Annotated in this window: 19 protein-coding genes; 6 read left to right on the top strand and 13 right to left on the bottom strand. The window is 54.8% G+C overall.

Annotation, left to right across the window (positions count from 1 at the left end):
• Positions 1-3 precede the first annotated feature (3 nt).
• Complete coding sequence (locus O3S68_RS19925; RefSeq protein WP_269232333.1) at positions 4-1071, top strand: HlyD family secretion protein; 1068 nt, start codon at positions 4-6, stop codon at positions 1069-1071.
• A complete protein-coding gene (locus tag O3S68_RS19920; RefSeq protein WP_269232291.1) occupies positions 1061-2128 on the top strand; it encodes a DUF2955 domain-containing protein in 1068 nt (355 codons plus the stop codon). The genes O3S68_RS19925 and O3S68_RS19920 overlap by 11 nt, the downstream gene beginning before the upstream one ends.
• An 87-nt stretch (positions 2129-2215) precedes the next feature.
• Here O3S68_RS19920 and O3S68_RS19915 read toward each other — a convergent pair whose 3' ends face one another.
• The 8 genes from O3S68_RS19915 to O3S68_RS19880 all read right to left on the bottom strand — a co-directional run bounded on the left by O3S68_RS19915 (position 2216) and on the right by O3S68_RS19880 (position 8471).
• On the bottom strand, positions 2216-2452 hold the full coding sequence (locus tag O3S68_RS19915) for a DUF3343 domain-containing protein (RefSeq protein WP_045510128.1): 237 nt from the start codon (positions 2450-2452) through the stop codon (positions 2216-2218).
• Complete coding sequence (gene yjiL, locus O3S68_RS19910) at positions 2452-3216, bottom strand: putative 2-hydroxyacyl-CoA dehydratase activator YjiL (RefSeq protein WP_269232290.1); 765 nt, start codon at positions 3214-3216, stop codon at positions 2452-2454. The genes O3S68_RS19915 and yjiL overlap by 1 nt, the downstream gene beginning before the upstream one ends.
• Positions 3217-3225: 9 nt before the next feature.
• Positions 3226-4377, bottom strand: coding sequence for a double-cubane-cluster-containing anaerobic reductase (locus tag O3S68_RS19905; protein WP_269232289.1), 1152 nt, complete (start codon positions 4375-4377; stop codon positions 3226-3228).
• A 118-nt stretch (positions 4378-4495) separates the two neighbouring features.
• Positions 4496-4735: a DUF2164 domain-containing protein gene (locus O3S68_RS19900; RefSeq protein WP_020456426.1), complete on the bottom strand. Its 240-nt coding sequence runs from the start codon at positions 4733-4735 to the stop codon at positions 4496-4498.
• Positions 4736-4751: 16 nt separating this feature from the next.
• On the bottom strand, positions 4752-6032 hold the full coding sequence (locus O3S68_RS19895; RefSeq protein ID WP_269232288.1) for a DUF445 domain-containing protein: 1281 nt from the start codon (positions 6030-6032) through the stop codon (positions 4752-4754).
• A gap of 40 nt (positions 6033-6072) precedes the next feature.
• A complete protein-coding gene (locus O3S68_RS19890) occupies positions 6073-6714 on the bottom strand; it encodes a LysE family translocator (protein ID WP_269232287.1) in 642 nt (213 codons plus the stop codon).
• 47 nt (positions 6715-6761) lie between these two features.
• Positions 6762-7532: a helix-turn-helix transcriptional regulator gene (locus tag O3S68_RS19885; RefSeq protein ID WP_269232286.1), complete on the bottom strand. Its 771-nt coding sequence runs from the start codon at positions 7530-7532 to the stop codon at positions 6762-6764.
• Between the two features lie 42 nt (positions 7533-7574).
• Entirely contained in the window at positions 7575-8471 is an 897-nt protein-coding gene (locus O3S68_RS19880; protein WP_020456430.1) for a LysR family transcriptional regulator, read from the bottom strand.
• 377 nt (positions 8472-8848) lie between these two features.
• On the opposite strand from O3S68_RS19880, the gene O3S68_RS19875 reads away from it, so the two are divergent.
• Genes O3S68_RS19875 through O3S68_RS19865 form a run of 3 tightly spaced genes read left to right on the top strand, consistent with a single transcriptional unit; the run spans position 8849 to position 11113 of the window.
• Positions 8849-9532: a nucleoside recognition domain-containing protein gene (locus tag O3S68_RS19875; protein WP_269232285.1), complete on the top strand. Its 684-nt coding sequence runs from the start codon at positions 8849-8851 to the stop codon at positions 9530-9532.
• Complete coding sequence (locus O3S68_RS19870; RefSeq protein ID WP_020456432.1) at positions 9525-9992, top strand: YjiG family protein; 468 nt, start codon at positions 9525-9527, stop codon at positions 9990-9992. Before O3S68_RS19875 ends, O3S68_RS19870 begins: the two co-directional genes overlap by 8 nt.
• A gap of 17 nt (positions 9993-10009) precedes the next feature.
• On the top strand, positions 10010-11113 hold the full coding sequence (locus O3S68_RS19865; protein WP_269232284.1) for a M20 peptidase aminoacylase family protein: 1104 nt from the start codon (positions 10010-10012) through the stop codon (positions 11111-11113).
• Positions 11114-11115: 2 nt separating this feature from the next.
• Here O3S68_RS19865 and O3S68_RS19860 read toward each other — a convergent pair whose 3' ends face one another.
• Positions 11116-11631 (bottom strand): VOC family protein, encoded by a 516-nt coding sequence (locus O3S68_RS19860; RefSeq protein ID WP_269232283.1) that lies wholly within the window; start codon positions 11629-11631, stop codon positions 11116-11118.
• A 221-nt stretch (positions 11632-11852) separates the two neighbouring features.
• Positions 11853-11954, bottom strand: a complete 102-nt coding sequence (locus O3S68_RS24320; RefSeq protein ID WP_160271541.1) for a SymE family type I addiction module toxin — start codon at positions 11952-11954, stop codon at positions 11853-11855.
• A 452-nt stretch (positions 11955-12406) separates the two neighbouring features.
• Between O3S68_RS24320 and O3S68_RS19855 the strand changes: the two genes are divergently transcribed.
• On the top strand, positions 12407-13777 hold the full coding sequence (locus tag O3S68_RS19855; protein WP_269232282.1) for an NAD-dependent succinate-semialdehyde dehydrogenase: 1371 nt from the start codon (positions 12407-12409) through the stop codon (positions 13775-13777).
• Positions 13778-13822: 45 nt separating this feature from the next.
• Here the strand turns inward: O3S68_RS19855 and yjiA are convergent, their stop codons facing one another.
• The 3 genes from yjiA to btsT form a co-directional block, all read right to left on the bottom strand.
• A complete protein-coding gene (gene yjiA, locus O3S68_RS19850; RefSeq protein ID WP_269232281.1) occupies positions 13823-14779 on the bottom strand; it encodes a GTPase in 957 nt (318 codons plus the stop codon).
• Between the two features lie 10 nt (positions 14780-14789).
• Positions 14790-14993 (bottom strand): YbdD/YjiX family protein, encoded by a 204-nt coding sequence (locus O3S68_RS19845; RefSeq protein ID WP_020456438.1) that lies wholly within the window; start codon positions 14991-14993, stop codon positions 14790-14792.
• A gap of 179 nt (positions 14994-15172) precedes the next feature.
• Positions 15173-17326, bottom strand: coding sequence for a pyruvate/proton symporter BtsT (gene btsT, locus O3S68_RS19840; RefSeq protein WP_020456439.1), 2154 nt, complete (start codon positions 17324-17326; stop codon positions 15173-15175).
• Positions 17327-17353: the final 27 nt, after the last annotated feature.

Raw genomic sequence — 17353 nt, 5'->3', positions numbered from 1 at the left:
AAAATCATGACGCCAGAACAAAAGTTTGCCCGCTGGGTAAGGGTGAGTATTGCCTCTTTCCTGCTGATGTTTGTCTATTTTATCGTTGCCGATATCTGGATCCCGCTGACCCCGGACTCCACCGTGATGCGCGTGGTCACGCCGGTTTCCGCCCGCGTTTCCGGTTATGTCGCGCAAGTGTATGTACAAAATAACAGCCAGGTGAAGAAGGGCGATCTGCTGTTCGAACTGGATGCCACGCCGTTTAACAACCAGGTGGAAGCCGCGCAAATCGCGCTGGTCCAAGCAAAGCTCACCAATCAACAACTGGATGCGCAAATCGTTGCCGCGCAGGCCAGCCTGAAGACGGCGCAGCTTACCGCGCAAAACGATCGGATGACCTTTGAGCGCTATCAGAACCTGAGTGCTACTCACAATGTTTCGCAGTCTGACCTTGATAAAGTGCGCACCACCTGGCAGAGCAGCGTTCAGTCGGTGAACAATCTGAATGCCTCGATTAATGCACTGAATATTCAACGCGGCGATCGCGATGACGCCCGCAACGTGACGCTGCAAAAATACCGCAATGCCCTGCAACAGGCACAACTGAATCAGGGCTGGACGCAGGTTCGCGCCGAAGCCGATGGCACCGTAAGTAACCTGCAATTAAGCCCCGGATTTTATGCCGCGACCGGAAATGCCGCACTGGCACTGGTGCATGATAAAACCGATATCGTGGCGGATTTTCGTGAGAAGAGCCTGCGTCATACGCGCGTTGGCACCGATGCGGCGGTGGTGTTTGATGCGCTGCCGGGCCATGTATTCAAAGCGCATGTCACCAGCAGCGATGCCGGGGTACTGGCCGGACAACAGGCGGTGAACGGCGAGCTTTCAGAGCCGCAAACCTCTAACCGCTGGGTGCGTGACGCACAGCGTATGCGCATCCACGTCGCACTGGATGAACCGTTGCCAAAAGAACTCCCGACCGGTGCGCGCGCCACGGTGCAGTTGTATAACAGCGAAGGGGTGTTTGCGCGCTTCTTCTCGGGCCTGCAAATCCATCTCGTGAGCCTGTTGCACTATGTCTATTAATACGCTGGCGCGGGTTTTCACGCCCCACGGCAATATCGTTTACACGGCGAATGACTTTCGCCAGACGCTGCGCATCGTTTTTGCCGGGATGATAGCGCTCAGCGTATCGAGTTTTTATAACACCCAGTACGGTGTGTTTTATGTCGTCTATCCGGTGATGTTGCTGTCACTGGTGCCCGTATTTAATCGGCATGTGGCGAAACAGTTCATCTTCAGCGCAGTGATTAATTGTATCGAAATGGTGTTTATCATCGGCTATTTGTCACGTTGGCCGGTGATCATGACACTGGTGGTGTTTGCGCTGTACGTGATGCGTTTTCGCTTTATGAGCAAAGGTGCGCTGTTTCTGTTTGGCTCGGCGGGCGTGGTTTGTCAGAGTACGATGCTCAACTTTATGAGCTACCCCTCAAGCGACTGGCACACACTGCTGTTTTCCAATATTGAAGCCAGCATCATGGCGGTGGCGCTGAGTGCGCTGATGAACTATTTGATCCCGGATGTCGAGCCGCGCACCCGTCCGCCGATGATCGAGAAAAACGCCGCGCGCGTGCGCCACGAATCGCTGCTCTCCGGCACTGTGGCGACGATGATCTTTGTGGTTTTTCAACTGAGCGATCTCAGCGATTCGTTATCCGCGCTGATGGCCGGGATCTTGATCCTGTTCCCGATGCATTATCGCGGCGCGGTAATGAGTTCTGTGTGGCGCGTGGTCGGTGTGGTGCTCGCCTGTCTCTATATCCTGCTGATGCAGTTGATCCTCTACAACCACAGTAGCCATATGCTGCTGATGATGCCGTTGATTGGCCTCGGGCTGGCGTTCAGCGCGCGGCTGCATGTGATGGAGAAAGTTGGCGCGGGCGTCGGTTTTGCCAGTGTAACTACTATCGGCATCATGTTTGGGCAGAACTTGCACCCGGACACGGATTTAGTGTTCAGCGATCTCTATCGCATCGTTTCCGTGACGGTGGCGCTGCTGGCGACGCTAACGATGATCTATCTGGTACACCTGATCCTGAATCGCTTCGACGCCACACGGTTTGTGATTGAGGAACAGTAAGCGGGAATGCGCCCAAAAATGCGGTGGTTATCGGGCCTAAGGCACTGTGCAGACTCGGTTTTACAGGTCGTCTGCAGCGCCCGCTCGTTATCCCACTCGCGTGAATTCGTCACCGTCACAGCGGTAAACCGCCTCGGTGACATTGGGTATCAGCCACTGATTGACCACATCCGCTTCGCTGTGAAAACGGATGCATAATCCGCAGCCACCTTTTAGCTGGCGCGGAATATCCTGCACGCGAAAAGCGATCCCCGCCGACTGCATCGCTTTGCGCGTTTGCAGCACGCCGGGTGTGGTGTGGAACAGCAATAGGTATTCCGCCATTAGCGTTTCCTCTGCCGCTGGCCGATTAACGCCGCGCCCAGCGCGCCCGCGTACTGGGCGTCGTTATGCGTAAAAACATCGCTGGCCAGATGCCCGGCCAGCATGCGGCGGAAAGTGGCGCAGTGGCTGACGCCACCGGTAAACAGCAATGGCCCTTGCGTGGAAAGCCGCGAGATGAAATGCGCACTGCGGCGCGCCATGGCGTTGATCACCCCGGCGAGAATCGCTTCCGGTGCGATACCTGCCGAACGCAGGCTGATCACTTCGGATTCGGCAAACACCGTACACATGCTGGTTAGCGGATGCGGCTCCACGCCGTCGGTGATGGCTTCCAGGTGCTCCACCTGCGTACCCAGCGTGCGCGAGATAACGTCCAGAAAACGCCCGGTTCCGGCGGCGCATTTGTCATTCATCAGAAAATCGGTGAGATTGCCCTGTTCATCCAGCGCGATCACTTTGCTGTCCTGCCCGCCGATGTCGATCACCGTACGTGTTTGCGCGAGCAACAAACGTGCGCCGAGGCCGTGGCAGGAGATTTCGGTAACCTGTTTATCGGCGAAATCGACCAGTTGCCGCCCGTAACCGGTCAGCGTCAGAAAGGGTTTTTCACCCAGCCCTTCGCACAGGGTTTCCCATGCCTCGACAATTGATGTCGCCGGGCGAAACGAGGTCGGGCACAGGAAGCGCCGCACAATCGTCTCGCCCTGGAGCAAAATGCCTTTGGTGGTGGTCGAGCCGGAATCAATACCAACGGTAAACGTCACGCCCGCTCCTTATAACATCTCGATAAACGCGGCGACGCGGGTGCTGAGCTGCCCGATATCCGCTGTCGAATAATCCGTTTCAATGGCCATATAGGGAATGTTGTGCTGCTGGCGGACATGGCGTTTGATCGCCAGCGACTCCACCGCGTAGGTATGGCAGGCCTGCAAAATCACATCGATAACGCCATCGGCCTGGTATTCGTCGACCATCTGGCTGAGCAGTTTCAGGCGCTCATCATTAGGGGAGATACAGGAGCAGCCGATTGCCAGATATTTGTCGGTCAGCGCGTCGTAAACATCGCCGCTCTCCTCGACGCAGCGCTCGGTGGCTTTTGCGCCGGTACAGTTTTCGTAGCCCACCACCCAGCCGCCGTTCTCTTCAATGGCGCGCACCACTTTTTCCGCCGCGCCGCCAATCGGGCAACCGGTGATTAAAATACGCGGGCGAGGATCCAGCCGTTTACCTGCTTGCCACTCCTCGCGGATCCGCGCCGCTGTGGTGTTCAGTTCATCGATCAGCGCCGATTTATCAAAGCGGAAGGTCGCGCCATACACCACTTTCAGAATATCCGCGCCGCTGATCGCTGGTGGATTGAGCTGCCCGACGCGGTAGAAATTCGCCAGCGCCTGGCGCTCGCGGTTTTTCAGCGCGATAGCCTCGCGCAGCGCTGCTTCGCTAATCGGCTGACCAAAACGTTGCTCAATCGCCTGCTGTAAGCGCAGGATCTCGGCTTTCCACAACGCGCGGGAAGCGGCGTCTGCTGCGCTGTTCGGCAACTGCATGACATGGACGGCTTTGAATTCCGCCATGTATTCATACATTTTCTTTTTGCCGTCGCAGGTGGTTTCACCCACCACCAGATCGGAAAAGTAGAAGTAGGGGCATTTGTCGGTTTTGCCAAAGCCGTAGCTGCTTTTGATCAGCGGACAGAGGTTGCGCGGCAGGTCTTTTTCCGCCTCTTCAATGGTTTCATCATTGGTGGAACAGAGGGAAACCACTACCGCGCCGGCGGCCATGGCAATCTCTTGTGGCATAAAGGTGCAGTAGGTGCCAACCAGCGGGATCCCTTGCTCTTTGAGATCCATCACGGTGAGAAAACCTTTCTGGCGGGCTTCAGAAAACTGTTCAAAAACATCTGGCAGGGCGGTGATAAGCGACATGATTTTCCTTCCCCGTAACACGGGAGAGTTTGAAAAGAGGCCGCATTATAGGCATGCAAAAAGTGTGGAGATATTGATCTCCGGCGGATGAAAAGGGGAAAAACTCTTTTCAGCAAGGTCAGATTATTTTTTTGAGATCCATCTCTTCCTGAATACGCTCGCTGTAGAGCGCGTGTGTGCGAATCGCTTCGTCGATGCCTGCGTTATAAAAAGCAGGGCCAATCTGTTCGGCAATGAAGTCGATAAAGAACTCGGCGTCAAACTGCTCCAGTTCCAGCTCAAAATTCTGCTCACAGTAGGTCTGCAATTTTTTGCGTAACTGCTCGCGTTCGCTGGTGGTGAGGGTAATGTCGGCCATCGTTTCTCCTGGCAAATTAGAAAGCGCTAACGTGCAGCAGCGCGGGCAACTGCGACAGTAAATAGAGAATAAGGCCGATCGTTCCGCCGACGAGCGTGCCGTTGATGCGGATAAATTGCAGATCTTTGCCGATATTCAGCTCGATTTGCTGCGACATATCCCGCGCGTCCCAGCTTTTCACCGTGTCGCTGATATGGCGGGTGAGAAACGCGGCGAACTCCGGCGCCACGCGGTGCGCGGCTTGTTCCAGATGTTCATTTAACGAGGCGCGCAGCGCGCCATCCGCCAGCAGCGTTTCGCCGAACCACAGGCCCGCGTCGGTGATGCGTTTTTGCATACGCGAATCGTCAGACTGCATATCCGCTTTCATCCAGTTACGCAGATCCGCCCACATTTCGCCGACATAGTGGTTAAACGTCTCATCGTTTTTCAAATACTCTTTGATGTTTTCTGCGCGCTCGGCCATTTCCGGATCGCTTTTCAGACTGGCGATCAGCTTCATCGTCGCGCGATCGAAAGCCTGGCGGATCTGATGCGTGCTGTCGGCATTGACATCATCAAGCAGCGAATTGACCGCCTCGGAAACCCAGTCGGCACTCTGCTCGCCCAGCCATTCAGTAGGCAGGATCTTCGCTTTCATCGGGTGATCGGTTTTCAGCCAGCGCACAATCTGGCGGGCAATAAAATCGCGGCTACTTTGCCGTTGCAGCAGGGCGATCAATTGCGCAATGACGGTATCCAGCAATTTCTGGTGACGATTATTGCGGGTCAGGCTTTCCAGTAGCAGCGCGCTGGTTTCGGTGAGATCCACTTTGTCGATGGCTTTGTGCACCGCGCGGCGTAACAGACGCTGGATGCGGCTGTCGTCAGCCATCTCCAGAAAGCCGCTCATCACCTGCAACAGATGCACGCCCACGCGCTGGGCGTTTTCGGGCTGGCTGAACCAGACGCCAATCATCTGCGCAGGCTGGTGGCGATGAATTAACGCGACAAGCGATTGGGTATCAAGAAACTTTTCCTGGACGAACTGGCCGAGATTGTCGCCGATCCGCTCTTTATTACGCGGGATAATCGCCGTATGGCGGGCAATAAACGGGAACGGCACGCGGTGAAACAGCGCGACCACCGCGAACCAGTCCGCCAGCGCGCCGACCATCGCCGCTTCGGCAATGGCTTTCACCCCGCTTACCCAGAAGTTGGGCGGCAGGAACAGTGTGGTGATAAACGTCGCGGCCGCAACCAGCAACAACGACAGCGCCAGACGCTTGGCGCGCTTAAGTTCTGCGAATTTATTCATGGTTTAAGCATATAACCCAACGCCGGGTTCTTGCAAAAGGTTAAATCCTAAGCAGATTACGCAGCATGCTCCACAAAATCGACATCCCGAACACCATTAACACCGCGCCTGCGACGCGCTCTATCCACCACACACTTTGCCTCAGCCGCTTTTGCACGGCGGGCTGGCCAATCAGCGATACCACGGCCAGATCCCACACTAATACGACCATCACCATCCACACGCCGCTCACCGACTGCTGGAGCAGCGTGACGTCCGGGCCGAGCAGGGCGGTCATCAGCGCAAGGTAAAACAGCGCGTTTTTGGGATTGAGCAGTGCGGAGCCAAGCCCGAGTAAAAACTGTTTCCGCAGGCTCGGGCACGGCTGACGGGTTTCATTGACGCTAAGCGTCTGCGCGCGGCTGTGCAGCAGGTGCCAGCCAATCCACAGCAAATAGATCGCGCCCAGCAGTTCAATGGCGCTAAAGAGCACCGTGAACTGGCGCAGCGCGCTCGCCCCGATAATCACTATCAGGATATAAAACGCATTACCTGCGGCGATGCCCGCGCACAGCCCGGCGCTGCCGCGCAGGCGATAGCGGATCGCAAACCCCATTAACAGAAAGAAATCCGGGCCGGGGCTAAGCAGGGCGACAAAGTGCGCCAGCGCCAGTGCCGGAAACGCGGTGGGAAACAACGCCATAGTGACCTCCACAAAAAAATGAAGTTCACCTTAGCGGCGCGTCGGCGCTATTTATTGTCGGATATTGATCGGCCAAACGCGTACTGGCGCGGTGTGGCAGCGGTGTAGTTCACAAAGGTTCGGTGGAAATGGCTCTGATCGGCAAATCCGCTCTGGTAGCCGACATCCGCCAGGGGATCGCCCGCGCGCAGGCGGCTTTTGGCAAACTCAACGCGCGCGATATTCAAAAAGCTGCCCGGCGTCAGGCCGGTGTCCTGCCTGAAGGTGCGGATGAGCGTCTCTTTGCGCAGGGAAAAAGCGCTGGCCAGCGCATCAAGCGTGGGCGGTTGCTGCAAATCGTGGGTTAACGCCGCCAGCACCTGCTGGCTTACGGGCCGCAGCGGCGCACAGTGATGCGAACCGCGAGGTAAGGCGCTGAGCAGGGCATCGAGTGCGGCGGGTAATGGCGGCGAGTCGTCACGCTCAATTAACGTCACGATACGCATGTACAACTTGAATAACACAGGGTCGCGAATGACCTGCTGCTGGCTGTTTTCATGCGGCAGGTAGAGCATATGGTAGCTGCGTGGTTGCCCGGCGAAGGGGTTACAACTGTGAGGCGCGTGCGGTGGAATGACCATCAGATCGCCCGGCTGGAGCAGGTATTCCTGCCCGTTGCAGAGGCAGCGGGTTTGCCCCTCAACAATTGCTCCGATTGAAAGCTCAGCATGGCGATGGCGCTTATAGGCTTGCCGGCTACGCCAGGTGCTGCGCAGCTCAACGCCGGGTAATGCCTGCGGGCGGCAAAATGATTGCTGTATATCGCGCGTCATCGACATGTTTTGCCTCGTCTGGTCGGCTTTCTGGTATACCACACCCCTTTATTTATCGCGAAAGGCATTATGCAATAGCCGCCACATATGGTGGGCGGCTGGCGTAAAACGCCGATCGGAGCTGCGCAACAGGTGGCACTGAGCGCTACTGGCGACAGGATGATCGAGCGGTACAGCGACCAGCGCACCAAGGCGAATGGGATCGGCGGCGGCATAAGCGGTCATAAACGAGATGCCCAGCCCCGCCTGGCTTAGCCCCATCGCGGTGGAGAACTGGTTACAACGATATGCCGGATGAAATTGCAAACCCTGGCTTTTGAACATGGCATTCATATGGCGTTGCAGGCCGAAATTTTCCGTCAGGGCTATTAATGGATAGTCGACCAGCTCTTCAATGGTGATGCTTTGCCGCTGCGCGATAGGGTGCTGTGGCGAGACCACGGCGCAAATCGGCCCCCACTGAAAGCTGTGGCGCTTGAGTTCCGGCGAACCGATTGGGCCAAAGGCCAGCGCCATATCCGCTTCGCCGCTGACGATGTCATTGAGCATCTCCTGCATGCTGCCCACCACAATATCGACAAAAACCTGCGGGTACGACTTGGCAAATTCACGCATCACCCCTTCGATAAAGGCGGTGATCAGCCCACCGCCAATGCGCACCGAGATGGTGCCGCCGCGCATATGGCGCAGATCTTTTAACTGGCTTTCCAGCTTTTCGCGTCGCTGGCGGCTGGCAAAATAGTCTTCCGCCAGCAGGCGTCCCGCTTCGGTTAATACCACGTTACGCCCGCGCCGCTCCAGCAACGGAAGTTGTAGCGCACGCTCCAGTTGCGCGATCTGGCGGCTGACCACGGACGGGTTAACTCCCAGGATATCTGCCGCGCGACGGATCCCGCCCTGGTTACCCACTTCATATAAATAACCCACCTGCTTGTCCTGGAACATTCGCCACATTCCTTCTCAACTGTTGACCTGAAAGCAACAATAACATCAATAAGCGGATATTTATCATCCAGATTGAATAGTGATAATCAAATTAACCGCCCTGTTTTGTGAGTGAAAGAAAATGAAAAACTGAATCTGCATTTCTGCACCAAAAGGGTGCCCGATAACGGTGAGAAATTATTTTATTAGGATGTTCTTAATGCTTAATTAAATAATTTTTTAGTTACTTTGCTTTTAATTCTCGGTATTTCACGGGAAGGTTTTTTGTTGCGTAATAATTCGCGATAAAAGGTTTTTATTTTAGCGTCTGGCTATTCAGGCACGGATCCTGCTTAGTAATAAGTCATTGTCATCTGATTATTTCAAAGAGAGATGTTATGAGTGAATCGAAAACGCTGGAGCAACCCGCGAAAGAGCACGCGGAAGAGTGGAAGGTCGGGCCTGGCGCCTGGATTTCGTTAGTGATTGTTCTGCTGGTTTTTTCCGGCTTCTTTTTCAAAGTCGAGGGGATGGCGTGGCTGGGCGCGTTTGACTTCACCACGCTGGGCGGCACGTTCGGCACGATGAAGACACCGGAAACCAACACCTTTATCGGCAGTGGCGGCATCAGCGCGAAGGCCGGTTTCCTGTTTGCGCTGTCGCTGGTGCCAACGGTCATGCTGGCGCTGGGGTTGCTGGAGATTTTTACCCATTACGGCGCGATCCGCGCGGCGCATAAATTGCTGACCCCCTTGCTTAAACCGCTGCTGGGTATTCCGGGTTATACGGGGCTGGCGCTGATTACCGACCTGCAAAGTACCGATGCCGGGGCGGCTTTAACCAAAGAGTTATACGACAGCGATAAAATTACCCGTAAAGACGTGGTGATTATGGGGGCGTGGCAATATTCCGGCGCGGGCTTAATCAATAACTATTTTTCGATTGGCTCAGCGATGTTCGCGTCATTAACCATCCCGATTATTGTTCCGCTGGTTTTAATGTTTGTCCTTAAATTCGTGGGCGCAGCCGTGGTTCGTCTGGCATTAAATACTGTTTATAAGCGAGATTTCGACAATGAATAATTCCGCAAAAGTCTCTGGTAATCCGTTCGATATTTTCGTTATTGGTGCGCGTAAAGGTTTTAATATCGCCATTAATAATCTGATGCCGAATGTATTAATGGCCTACGTAATCGCCGAAATGCTCAATTTACTCGGCGTGATGCAGATTATTGGCCATCTTTGCGCGCCGTTAATGGGGCTGTTCGGCCTGCCGGGGGAAGCGATTACCGTGTTGCTCACCGCCTGGCTTTCGTCTTCTGCGGGAACCGGCGTGGCGGTGAGCCTGCTGAGCAAAGGCCAGCTTGATATGGGGCAAATCACCATTCTCGCGCCCGCCATCTTTTTAATGGGTTCGCAGCTACAGTATATGGGCCGCCTGTTGGGCGTTGCCGATGTGCCGAAGAAGTACTGGCCGTTACTGATGGCGGTCAGCATTCTCAATGCCGTAATCGCCATGCTGATTATGCGCGTTATTGCCTGAGTACCAAGGAGTAAGACGTGTCACGCACACTTGAGCATTTTAATTACCTGCATCAGATCCCGGAACTCGGGTTCGAAGAGTATAAAACCTCCGCTTATATCGCCGGGGTACTGGAGGCGGCGGGCTATCAGGTCACGCGCCAGGTCAATAACACGACCGGCATTGTCGCGGTGCTGGACAGCGGTAAACCGGGGCCAGTGCTGGCGCTGCGCGCCGATATGGATGCGCTCGGGCATATCATTGACGGTGAGCATGTCGCGCGCCACACCTGTGGGCACGATGGGCACTCCACGGTGGTGTTGACCACCGCGCAGGAAGTGATCGCCGAAGGAGTAGTAAAAAAAGGCAAGCTGAAGTTCATCTTCCAGCCCGCGGAGGAACTGGGTACCGGGGCGATTGCGCTGACGGAGGCTGGCGTGCTGGACGATGTCGACATGCTGCTTGGTTTCCACCTGCGTCCGCTGGAAGAGTGCCCGATGGGCCAGGCGGTGCCAGCCATGTATTACTCAGCGTCTGCCACGGTGGAAGTAGTATTCCACGGCAAAGCGGCACATGCGGCGCGGCCCCACTTAGGTGTGAACGCGCTGGACGCGGCCGCCCACGCAGTGCAGGCGGTAAACGGCATTCATCTTGCGCCATCGCTCACCTGGAGCGCGAAAGCGACGCGCTTTCTCTGTGACGCCGGGGTGACCAACTCAATTCCTGATAAAGCACTGGTGTGCTGGGATTTGCGTGCGGCGGAAAACGACGCCATGGCTGCGCTAAAACCGCAGGTATTGCGCGCGATTGAAAGCAGTGCGGCGGCATACGGCGCACGGGCTGAGATCCGCATTCTGAAAGAGATGCCTGCGGCGATCATTGATGACGAGGCAACTGAGGTGGTTTCCCGCGCGATTCGCAGCGTGTTTGGCGATGCGGGGCTGACCGCGCCAAAATCCACACCTGGCAGCGAAGACTTTTTCCACTACCTGCGCCTGCGCCCACAGGTGAAAGGCGGTTTCTGGGGGCTCGGTGCCAACCTGATGCCGGGTCTGCATCACCCGGAGATGCACTTTGACCGCGACGCGCTGGCGCTCGGTGTAAAAGTGTTTAAAGCCTGCGTGCAGGATGTGCTGGGCTGATTTTATGGCTTCCAGCGGCGCAGCGTGGTCTCCTGTTCATAGGGCATCGGCGTGGGCCAGGTAATAAACTCGACGATGCTGCCCCAGGGCGTACGGCCATAGCAAAAACAATTGCCTGCACCTTCCTCCATGGGAAAACCTAGCGGCTGCGGCGTGGTAAATACCTCGCCGCCCGCTGTATTAAAGCGTTGCAGCGCAGCGTCGATATTATCGCTGTAGACCGCAAAATGTTGTAGACCAAAATCGCTGGCCCGCAGCGGCTCGCGCTGGTCTGGCCCGTGCATTTCGAAGAGTTCGATGCCGGGGCCATGCTGAAGTTTGAGCATGCGTATGGATGTGATCGTCGTACCCGGCACCAGGCGTAACGTTTTTTGCTGCGCCTCGTTATCAAGATTCTTATCTTCTGGCGCGACGGATTGATAAATCAGCTGCGCGCCCAGCGCGTCAATCAGAAAACGGGTCGCCTCTTCAATATCCGGGACGGTGATACCAATATGATCGATGCCGCGAATGCTCATGTTCCCTCCTGTTAATGGCTCTTTTTAAAGCATAGAACAGATGCGTGGAGTGTTTTTGCTGGTTAGTCGTGAAAAACATTTCGGTGGTAGTTATTTTTTTTAATTTATTGCATCAATAAAGATAGAGAGTCGCGGTATTTACCGATATCGGCACTGATACTGGATTGTTTGAATAATATTGCTCAATATAATCAGGGCCCCGATTAGATGCTCCGGGGGAATTATTTTGCGGCGATAGTAATACAGCCGTTCGTAACCTTAATACCTACCTTCGCATCGATTTTAAAACCCGCTTTCTCCAGCCAGTCACCCACTAAACGAATTGCCGGAGATTACAATGTTTTTTTGGATGAGTTGTCACTTAACTAACTGTTAAATTTATTTTTTTTTAAAGGAGGGCTGATTTAACATAAACCATAGAGACTGCAAAACAGTCATGACCACTATTCCTTGTCAATAGAGATTGTGATTAGCGGTGCGGATGTGCGCCAACGCATTCACACTCAAAACAGGTACCAAACACCAGGAAATAAAGTCAAAATCCACATGTAAATAGACTGAAAAGTAATGCAATGAAGTCCGAAAAAATAAATTGAGGATGTTCATTTTTTATTATAACTAATGTTTCTGCAGCTTTAATGTTAGTGCCATTTATAAAAGCACTATTTACTTTTTATTTTCTGTATCAGAAACGTCTGTATATACCCAACTTTACTTTCAGGCCCGGTCGTTTTTACTACCCTTATTACCCTAAGCGGTAAATAAGGAGACAAATATGGCTTACCAGACAGTGAATCCTTTTAACAACCAGCTCATTAAAGAGTATCCCAATCATAGCGACGCCGATATCGAAGTGGCGTTACGTCAGGCCGATGCGCTGTATCACTCGTCCTGGTCCAGGGGAAATATTGAACAGCGGTTGCCGATACTGCATAAACTTGCCGATCTGTTGGAAAACCAGCAGGAAGACCTGGCGAAAATCGCCAGCCGGGAGATGGGCAAGTTAATTGAGCAGAGTCGCAGCGAAGTGAAGATTTGCGCGCAGATAGCCCGTTACTACGCGGATAACGCGAAACAATTCCTGGCGCCCGTTAAGTATGAAACGGCGCTGGGAGAGGCGTGGGTGGAGCATCATCCGATCGGCGTGATCATGGCGGTGGAACCGTGGAACTTCCCTTACTATCAGTTGATGCGTGTATTGGCACCAAATCTTGCTGCCGGTAACCCGGTTATCTGTAAACATGCCAGCATCGTGCCGCAGTGCGCAGAAACCTTTGCGCAGCTGGTGCGCGAAGCGGGCGCACCGGAAGGTGCGTGGACGAACCTGTTTATCTCGTCCGATCAGGTTTCGGCAATCATTGCCGATCCGCGTGTGCAAGGTGCAGCGTTGACCGGATCGGAAAAAGCCGGTAGCGCGGTGGCGGCTCAGGCGGCGAAACACATCAAGAAATCGACGCTGGAGCTTGGCGGTAACGATGTATTTATCGTGCTGGACGATGCGGATCTGGAAAAAGCGGTTGAGACTGGTGTGCAAGCGCGTCTGGCGAACGCCGGGCAGGTCTGTACCGCCGCGAAACGCTTTATTATTCATCAGGATATTGCCGATCAGTTCCTGCGTAAGTTCACCGAGGCTTTCCAGCAGGTGAAAATGGGCGACCCGCTGGATGAAAGCACCACACTTGGTCCGCTCTCCTCGAAAGAGGCGCTCAATACATTGAGCAAACAGGTGAGTGAAGCGGTACAAAACGGGGCAAAACTGCACTTCGGCGGCAAACCAGCGAACAGCGAAGGCAACTTCTTCGAACCCACCATTTTGACGCACATTACACGCGACAACCCTGCCTATTTTGACGAGTTCTTTGGCCCGGTGGCGCAAATTTATGTGGTGAATAATGATGAAGAAGCGGTACGCCTGGCTAACGATTCACACTATGGCCTTGGCGGAGCCATCTTCAGCCGCAACATTCAGCGTGCCAAACAGATGGCGTCACGCATTGAAACCGGCATGGTCTATATCAACTGGCTGACGGATACCGCTGCAGAGTTACCATTCGGCGGGGTGAAACGCTCCGGGTTTGGTCGCGAGCTGTCTGATTTAGGTATCAAAGAGTTTGTGAATCAGAAGCTGGTGGTGGTACGCCAGTAATGTTTAATCTTTCTTCCCCCTCGCCGGAGGGGGAAGCCGCAGGCGTTATTTCTTCAAACCTGCAAATGCTGCTCTGATCTCGTCTTCCGGAAGCTGTACGCCAATAAATACCAGCGTGCTGTGCGGCGCTTCGTCGCCCCACGGGCGATCCCAGTCTGCGCTGTAAAGGCGCTGTACGCCCTGGAACAGTAAGCGGTTTGGCTCGCCGTCGATCCATAACATGCCTTTATAGCGCAGCAATTTTTCGGCAAAGCTCAGTAACAGGTTTTCCATTACGCGGGAGACGTCGCTGATATCCACCGGGTAATCCAGCTCGACCACTATTGAGTTGATGTCGTTTTGCTTGTCGCCGATAAAATGGAAGCGCGGTTTTGCCGCCACCACGTTCTCTTCCAGCATAAAACCATTGGTATTAAACAGTTGCGCCAGCTCGATATCGCCATGCGTCACGGTATAAATCGGGGCGCGGGCGTTGATGCGGCTTAAGCGTTCGCGCAGTTTTTCACACTCGCCTGCGACATCCGTTTTGGTCAGCAGAATACGGTCGGCATAACCCACTTGTGACTGTGCCAGCGTGAACTGATTCATCTGCTCATCGGCATGTACCGCATCGACCAGCGCAATGACGCCATCCAGCAGATAGCGCTGGCAAAGGATCTCATGAGCGAAAAAGGTTTGAATGATCGGCCCCGGATCGGCCATGCCGGTGCACTCAATTACCAGCCGATCAAAGGCGATATCGCCACGATCGAGGCTGTCGAGCAGATCCAGCAGCGCATCTTCCAGCTCATTGGATCGGCTACAGCAGATACATCCATTGGTCAGGGTTTTTATTTGCGTGGCGCGATCGCCAATCAGTTGATCATCAACAGACACTTCGCCGAATTCATTTTCGATAACGGCAATTTTGTAGCCGTGTTGCTCATTGAGGATATGGCGTAAGAGGGTGGTTTTGCCGGCGCCGAGAAAACCGGTCAACAAGGTTACTGCAATCGGGGTCATAGATTCTCCTTTAGCAACAGCGGACACCGCCCTTGCCGTCTCCGCCGTAACGCGCCTGCTGGCGTTCGCGGAAGAACGCTTCGTAAGTCATGTACGGCTTATCCGGATGGTTGGTTTTCATATGATCAACGTAGTTGTCATAGTCCGGGATGCCAATCAGCATCTTTGCCGCCTGACCGAGGTATTTTTTGGCTTCGCCTAAGTTACCAAACATCATTCTTCTCAGATATATGTGAAGCCCGCAGAGGCAGGCTATTTTGCTTGCTATTTTGAACGGGCAGTGTTCAACCTGGCTGCGCCAATGACGCCTGCGAAACAGATGTAACCACCCTCAACGGTGGTTACATCATCACGCGTTATATGCCGGATGCGTAGCGTCATCCGGCAACTGGTTTAGTGGTGTGAAGAGGTTTTCACACCGCCTTCCGGCACCGGCACGTACGGCGTTTCTTTGTCGGTACGCACGGTGTTGTTACGCACCTGCAACCAGGTTTTGATGCCATAGAAGATGATGCTGTACACCACCACCAGGAACAGAATACTCAACCCGGCGTTGGTGTAGTTGTTCACCACGATATGGTTCATGTTGGCAATCTGCTGCGCGGTCAGATCTCCGCCACCGGCGGCAATCTTCTCTTTGTACTGGTTAGCCATATACAGGAAGCCTTCCAGTTGTGGGTTGGTGCTAAACAGTTTCAGACCCAGCGCCCAGGTGGTGCACAGCAGCAGCCACATGGCAGGAACCACGGTGACCCAGATGTATTTGGTACGCTGCATTTTCACCAGCACCACGGTGCCCAGCATCAGCGCGACGGCCGCGAGCATCTGGTTAGAGATACCGAACAGCGGCCACAGGCTTTTCACGCCGCCCAGCGGATCAACCACGCCCTGGTACAACAGATAACCCCACAGACCCACGCAGCCCGCAGTACCAATGACGCCGGCTACCAGCGAGTCGGTTTTCTTCAGGAACGGCACGAAGTTACCCAGCAGATCCTGCAGCATAAAGCGGCCCGCACGCGTACCGGCATCCAGTGCGGTGAGGATGAACAGCGCTTCAAACAGAATACCGAAGTGGTACCAGAAGCCCATGTCCGCCATCGGGATGATTTTGTGGAACACGTGCGCGATACCAACGGCCAGCGTCGGTGCGCCACCAGCACGGTTCAGTACGGACGGCTCGCCGATATCTTTTGCGGTTTGCAGGATCTGCTCCGGCGAAATCACAAAGCCCCAGGAACTGACGGTCGCCGCTGCGTGCGCGGTGACATCTTTCAGCTGCGCCAGAATCATCGGCGCGTTATCACCACCCAGCTCATGCAGGTTCGGCATAGTAATGCCCAGCCCTGCTGGCGGTGTGTTCATGGCGAAGTAGAGACCTGGTTCGATAATGGAGGCGGCAACCAGCGCCATCACTGCAACAAAGGATTCCATCAGCATTGCGCCGTAACCGATAAAGCGTGCGTCGGTTTCGTTAGCCAGCAGTTTCGGCGTGGTACCGGACGCGATCAGGGCATGGAAGCCAGATACCGCGCCGCAGGCGATGGTAATAAACAGGAACGGGAACAGCGCACCTTTCCACAGTGGCCCAGTACCGTCGATGTACTGCGTCACCGCAGGCATTTTCAGTTCCGGGTTGAGGATCACGATGCCCAGCGCCAGACCGACGATCACGCCGATTTTCAGGAAGGTCGCCAGGTAGTCGCGCGGGGCGAGGATCAGCCACACCGGTAAAAGTGCGGAGACAAAGGCGTAACCCACCAGCGCAAAGGTGATGGTGGTGTCTTTAAAGGTCAGCGCCGGGCCCCAGTAAGGATCGTGCGCGATAACGCCGCCAAACCAGATGGAGGCCACCAGCAGCACAATACCGATAACCGAGACTTCACCAACGCGTCCCGGGCGCAGGAAGCGCATATAAATACCCATAAACAGGGCAATCGGCACGGTTGAGCAGACAGTGAAGACACCCCACGGGCTTTCCGCCAGCGCTTTCACCACAATCAGCGCCAGCACCGCGAGGATGATGATCATAATCAGGAAGCAGCCAAACAGCGCGATGGTCCCCGGCACGCGGCCCATCTCTTCTTTCACCATCTCACCAAGAGAGGCGCCGTTACGGCGTGAAGAGATAAACAGCACCATAAAGTCCTGCACCGCACCGGCCAGCACCACGCCCGCCAGCAGCCACAACGTACCCGGCAGGTAGCCCATTTGCGCGGCCAGTACCGGACCTACCAGCGGGCCTGCGCCGGCGATAGCGGCAAAGTGGTGACCAAACAGCACGTAGCGGTTGGTTGGCACATAGTTGAGGCCGTCGTTATTGATTACCGCCGGCGTGGAACGGGTTGGATCGAGTTTCATCACCTTCTGGGCGATGTAAAGGCTGTAGTAGCGGTAGGCCACAAGGTAAACGGAAACGGACGCAACCACGATCCACAGCGCGCTGACATGCTCGCCACGGCGTAATGCGACAACGGATAAACAAAAAGCACCGATTATCCCGAGGATGACCCAGGGTATGTGCTTGAGTAGTTTTTTAGTATCCATATCAGACCTGGTTTTTAACAGAAACAG

The organism is Kosakonia sp. SOY2 (assembly GCF_027109175.1).
Taxonomy (GTDB): domain Bacteria; phylum Pseudomonadota; class Gammaproteobacteria; order Enterobacterales; family Enterobacteriaceae; genus Kosakonia.
This window is presented reverse-complemented; position numbering and strand designations above follow the sequence as displayed.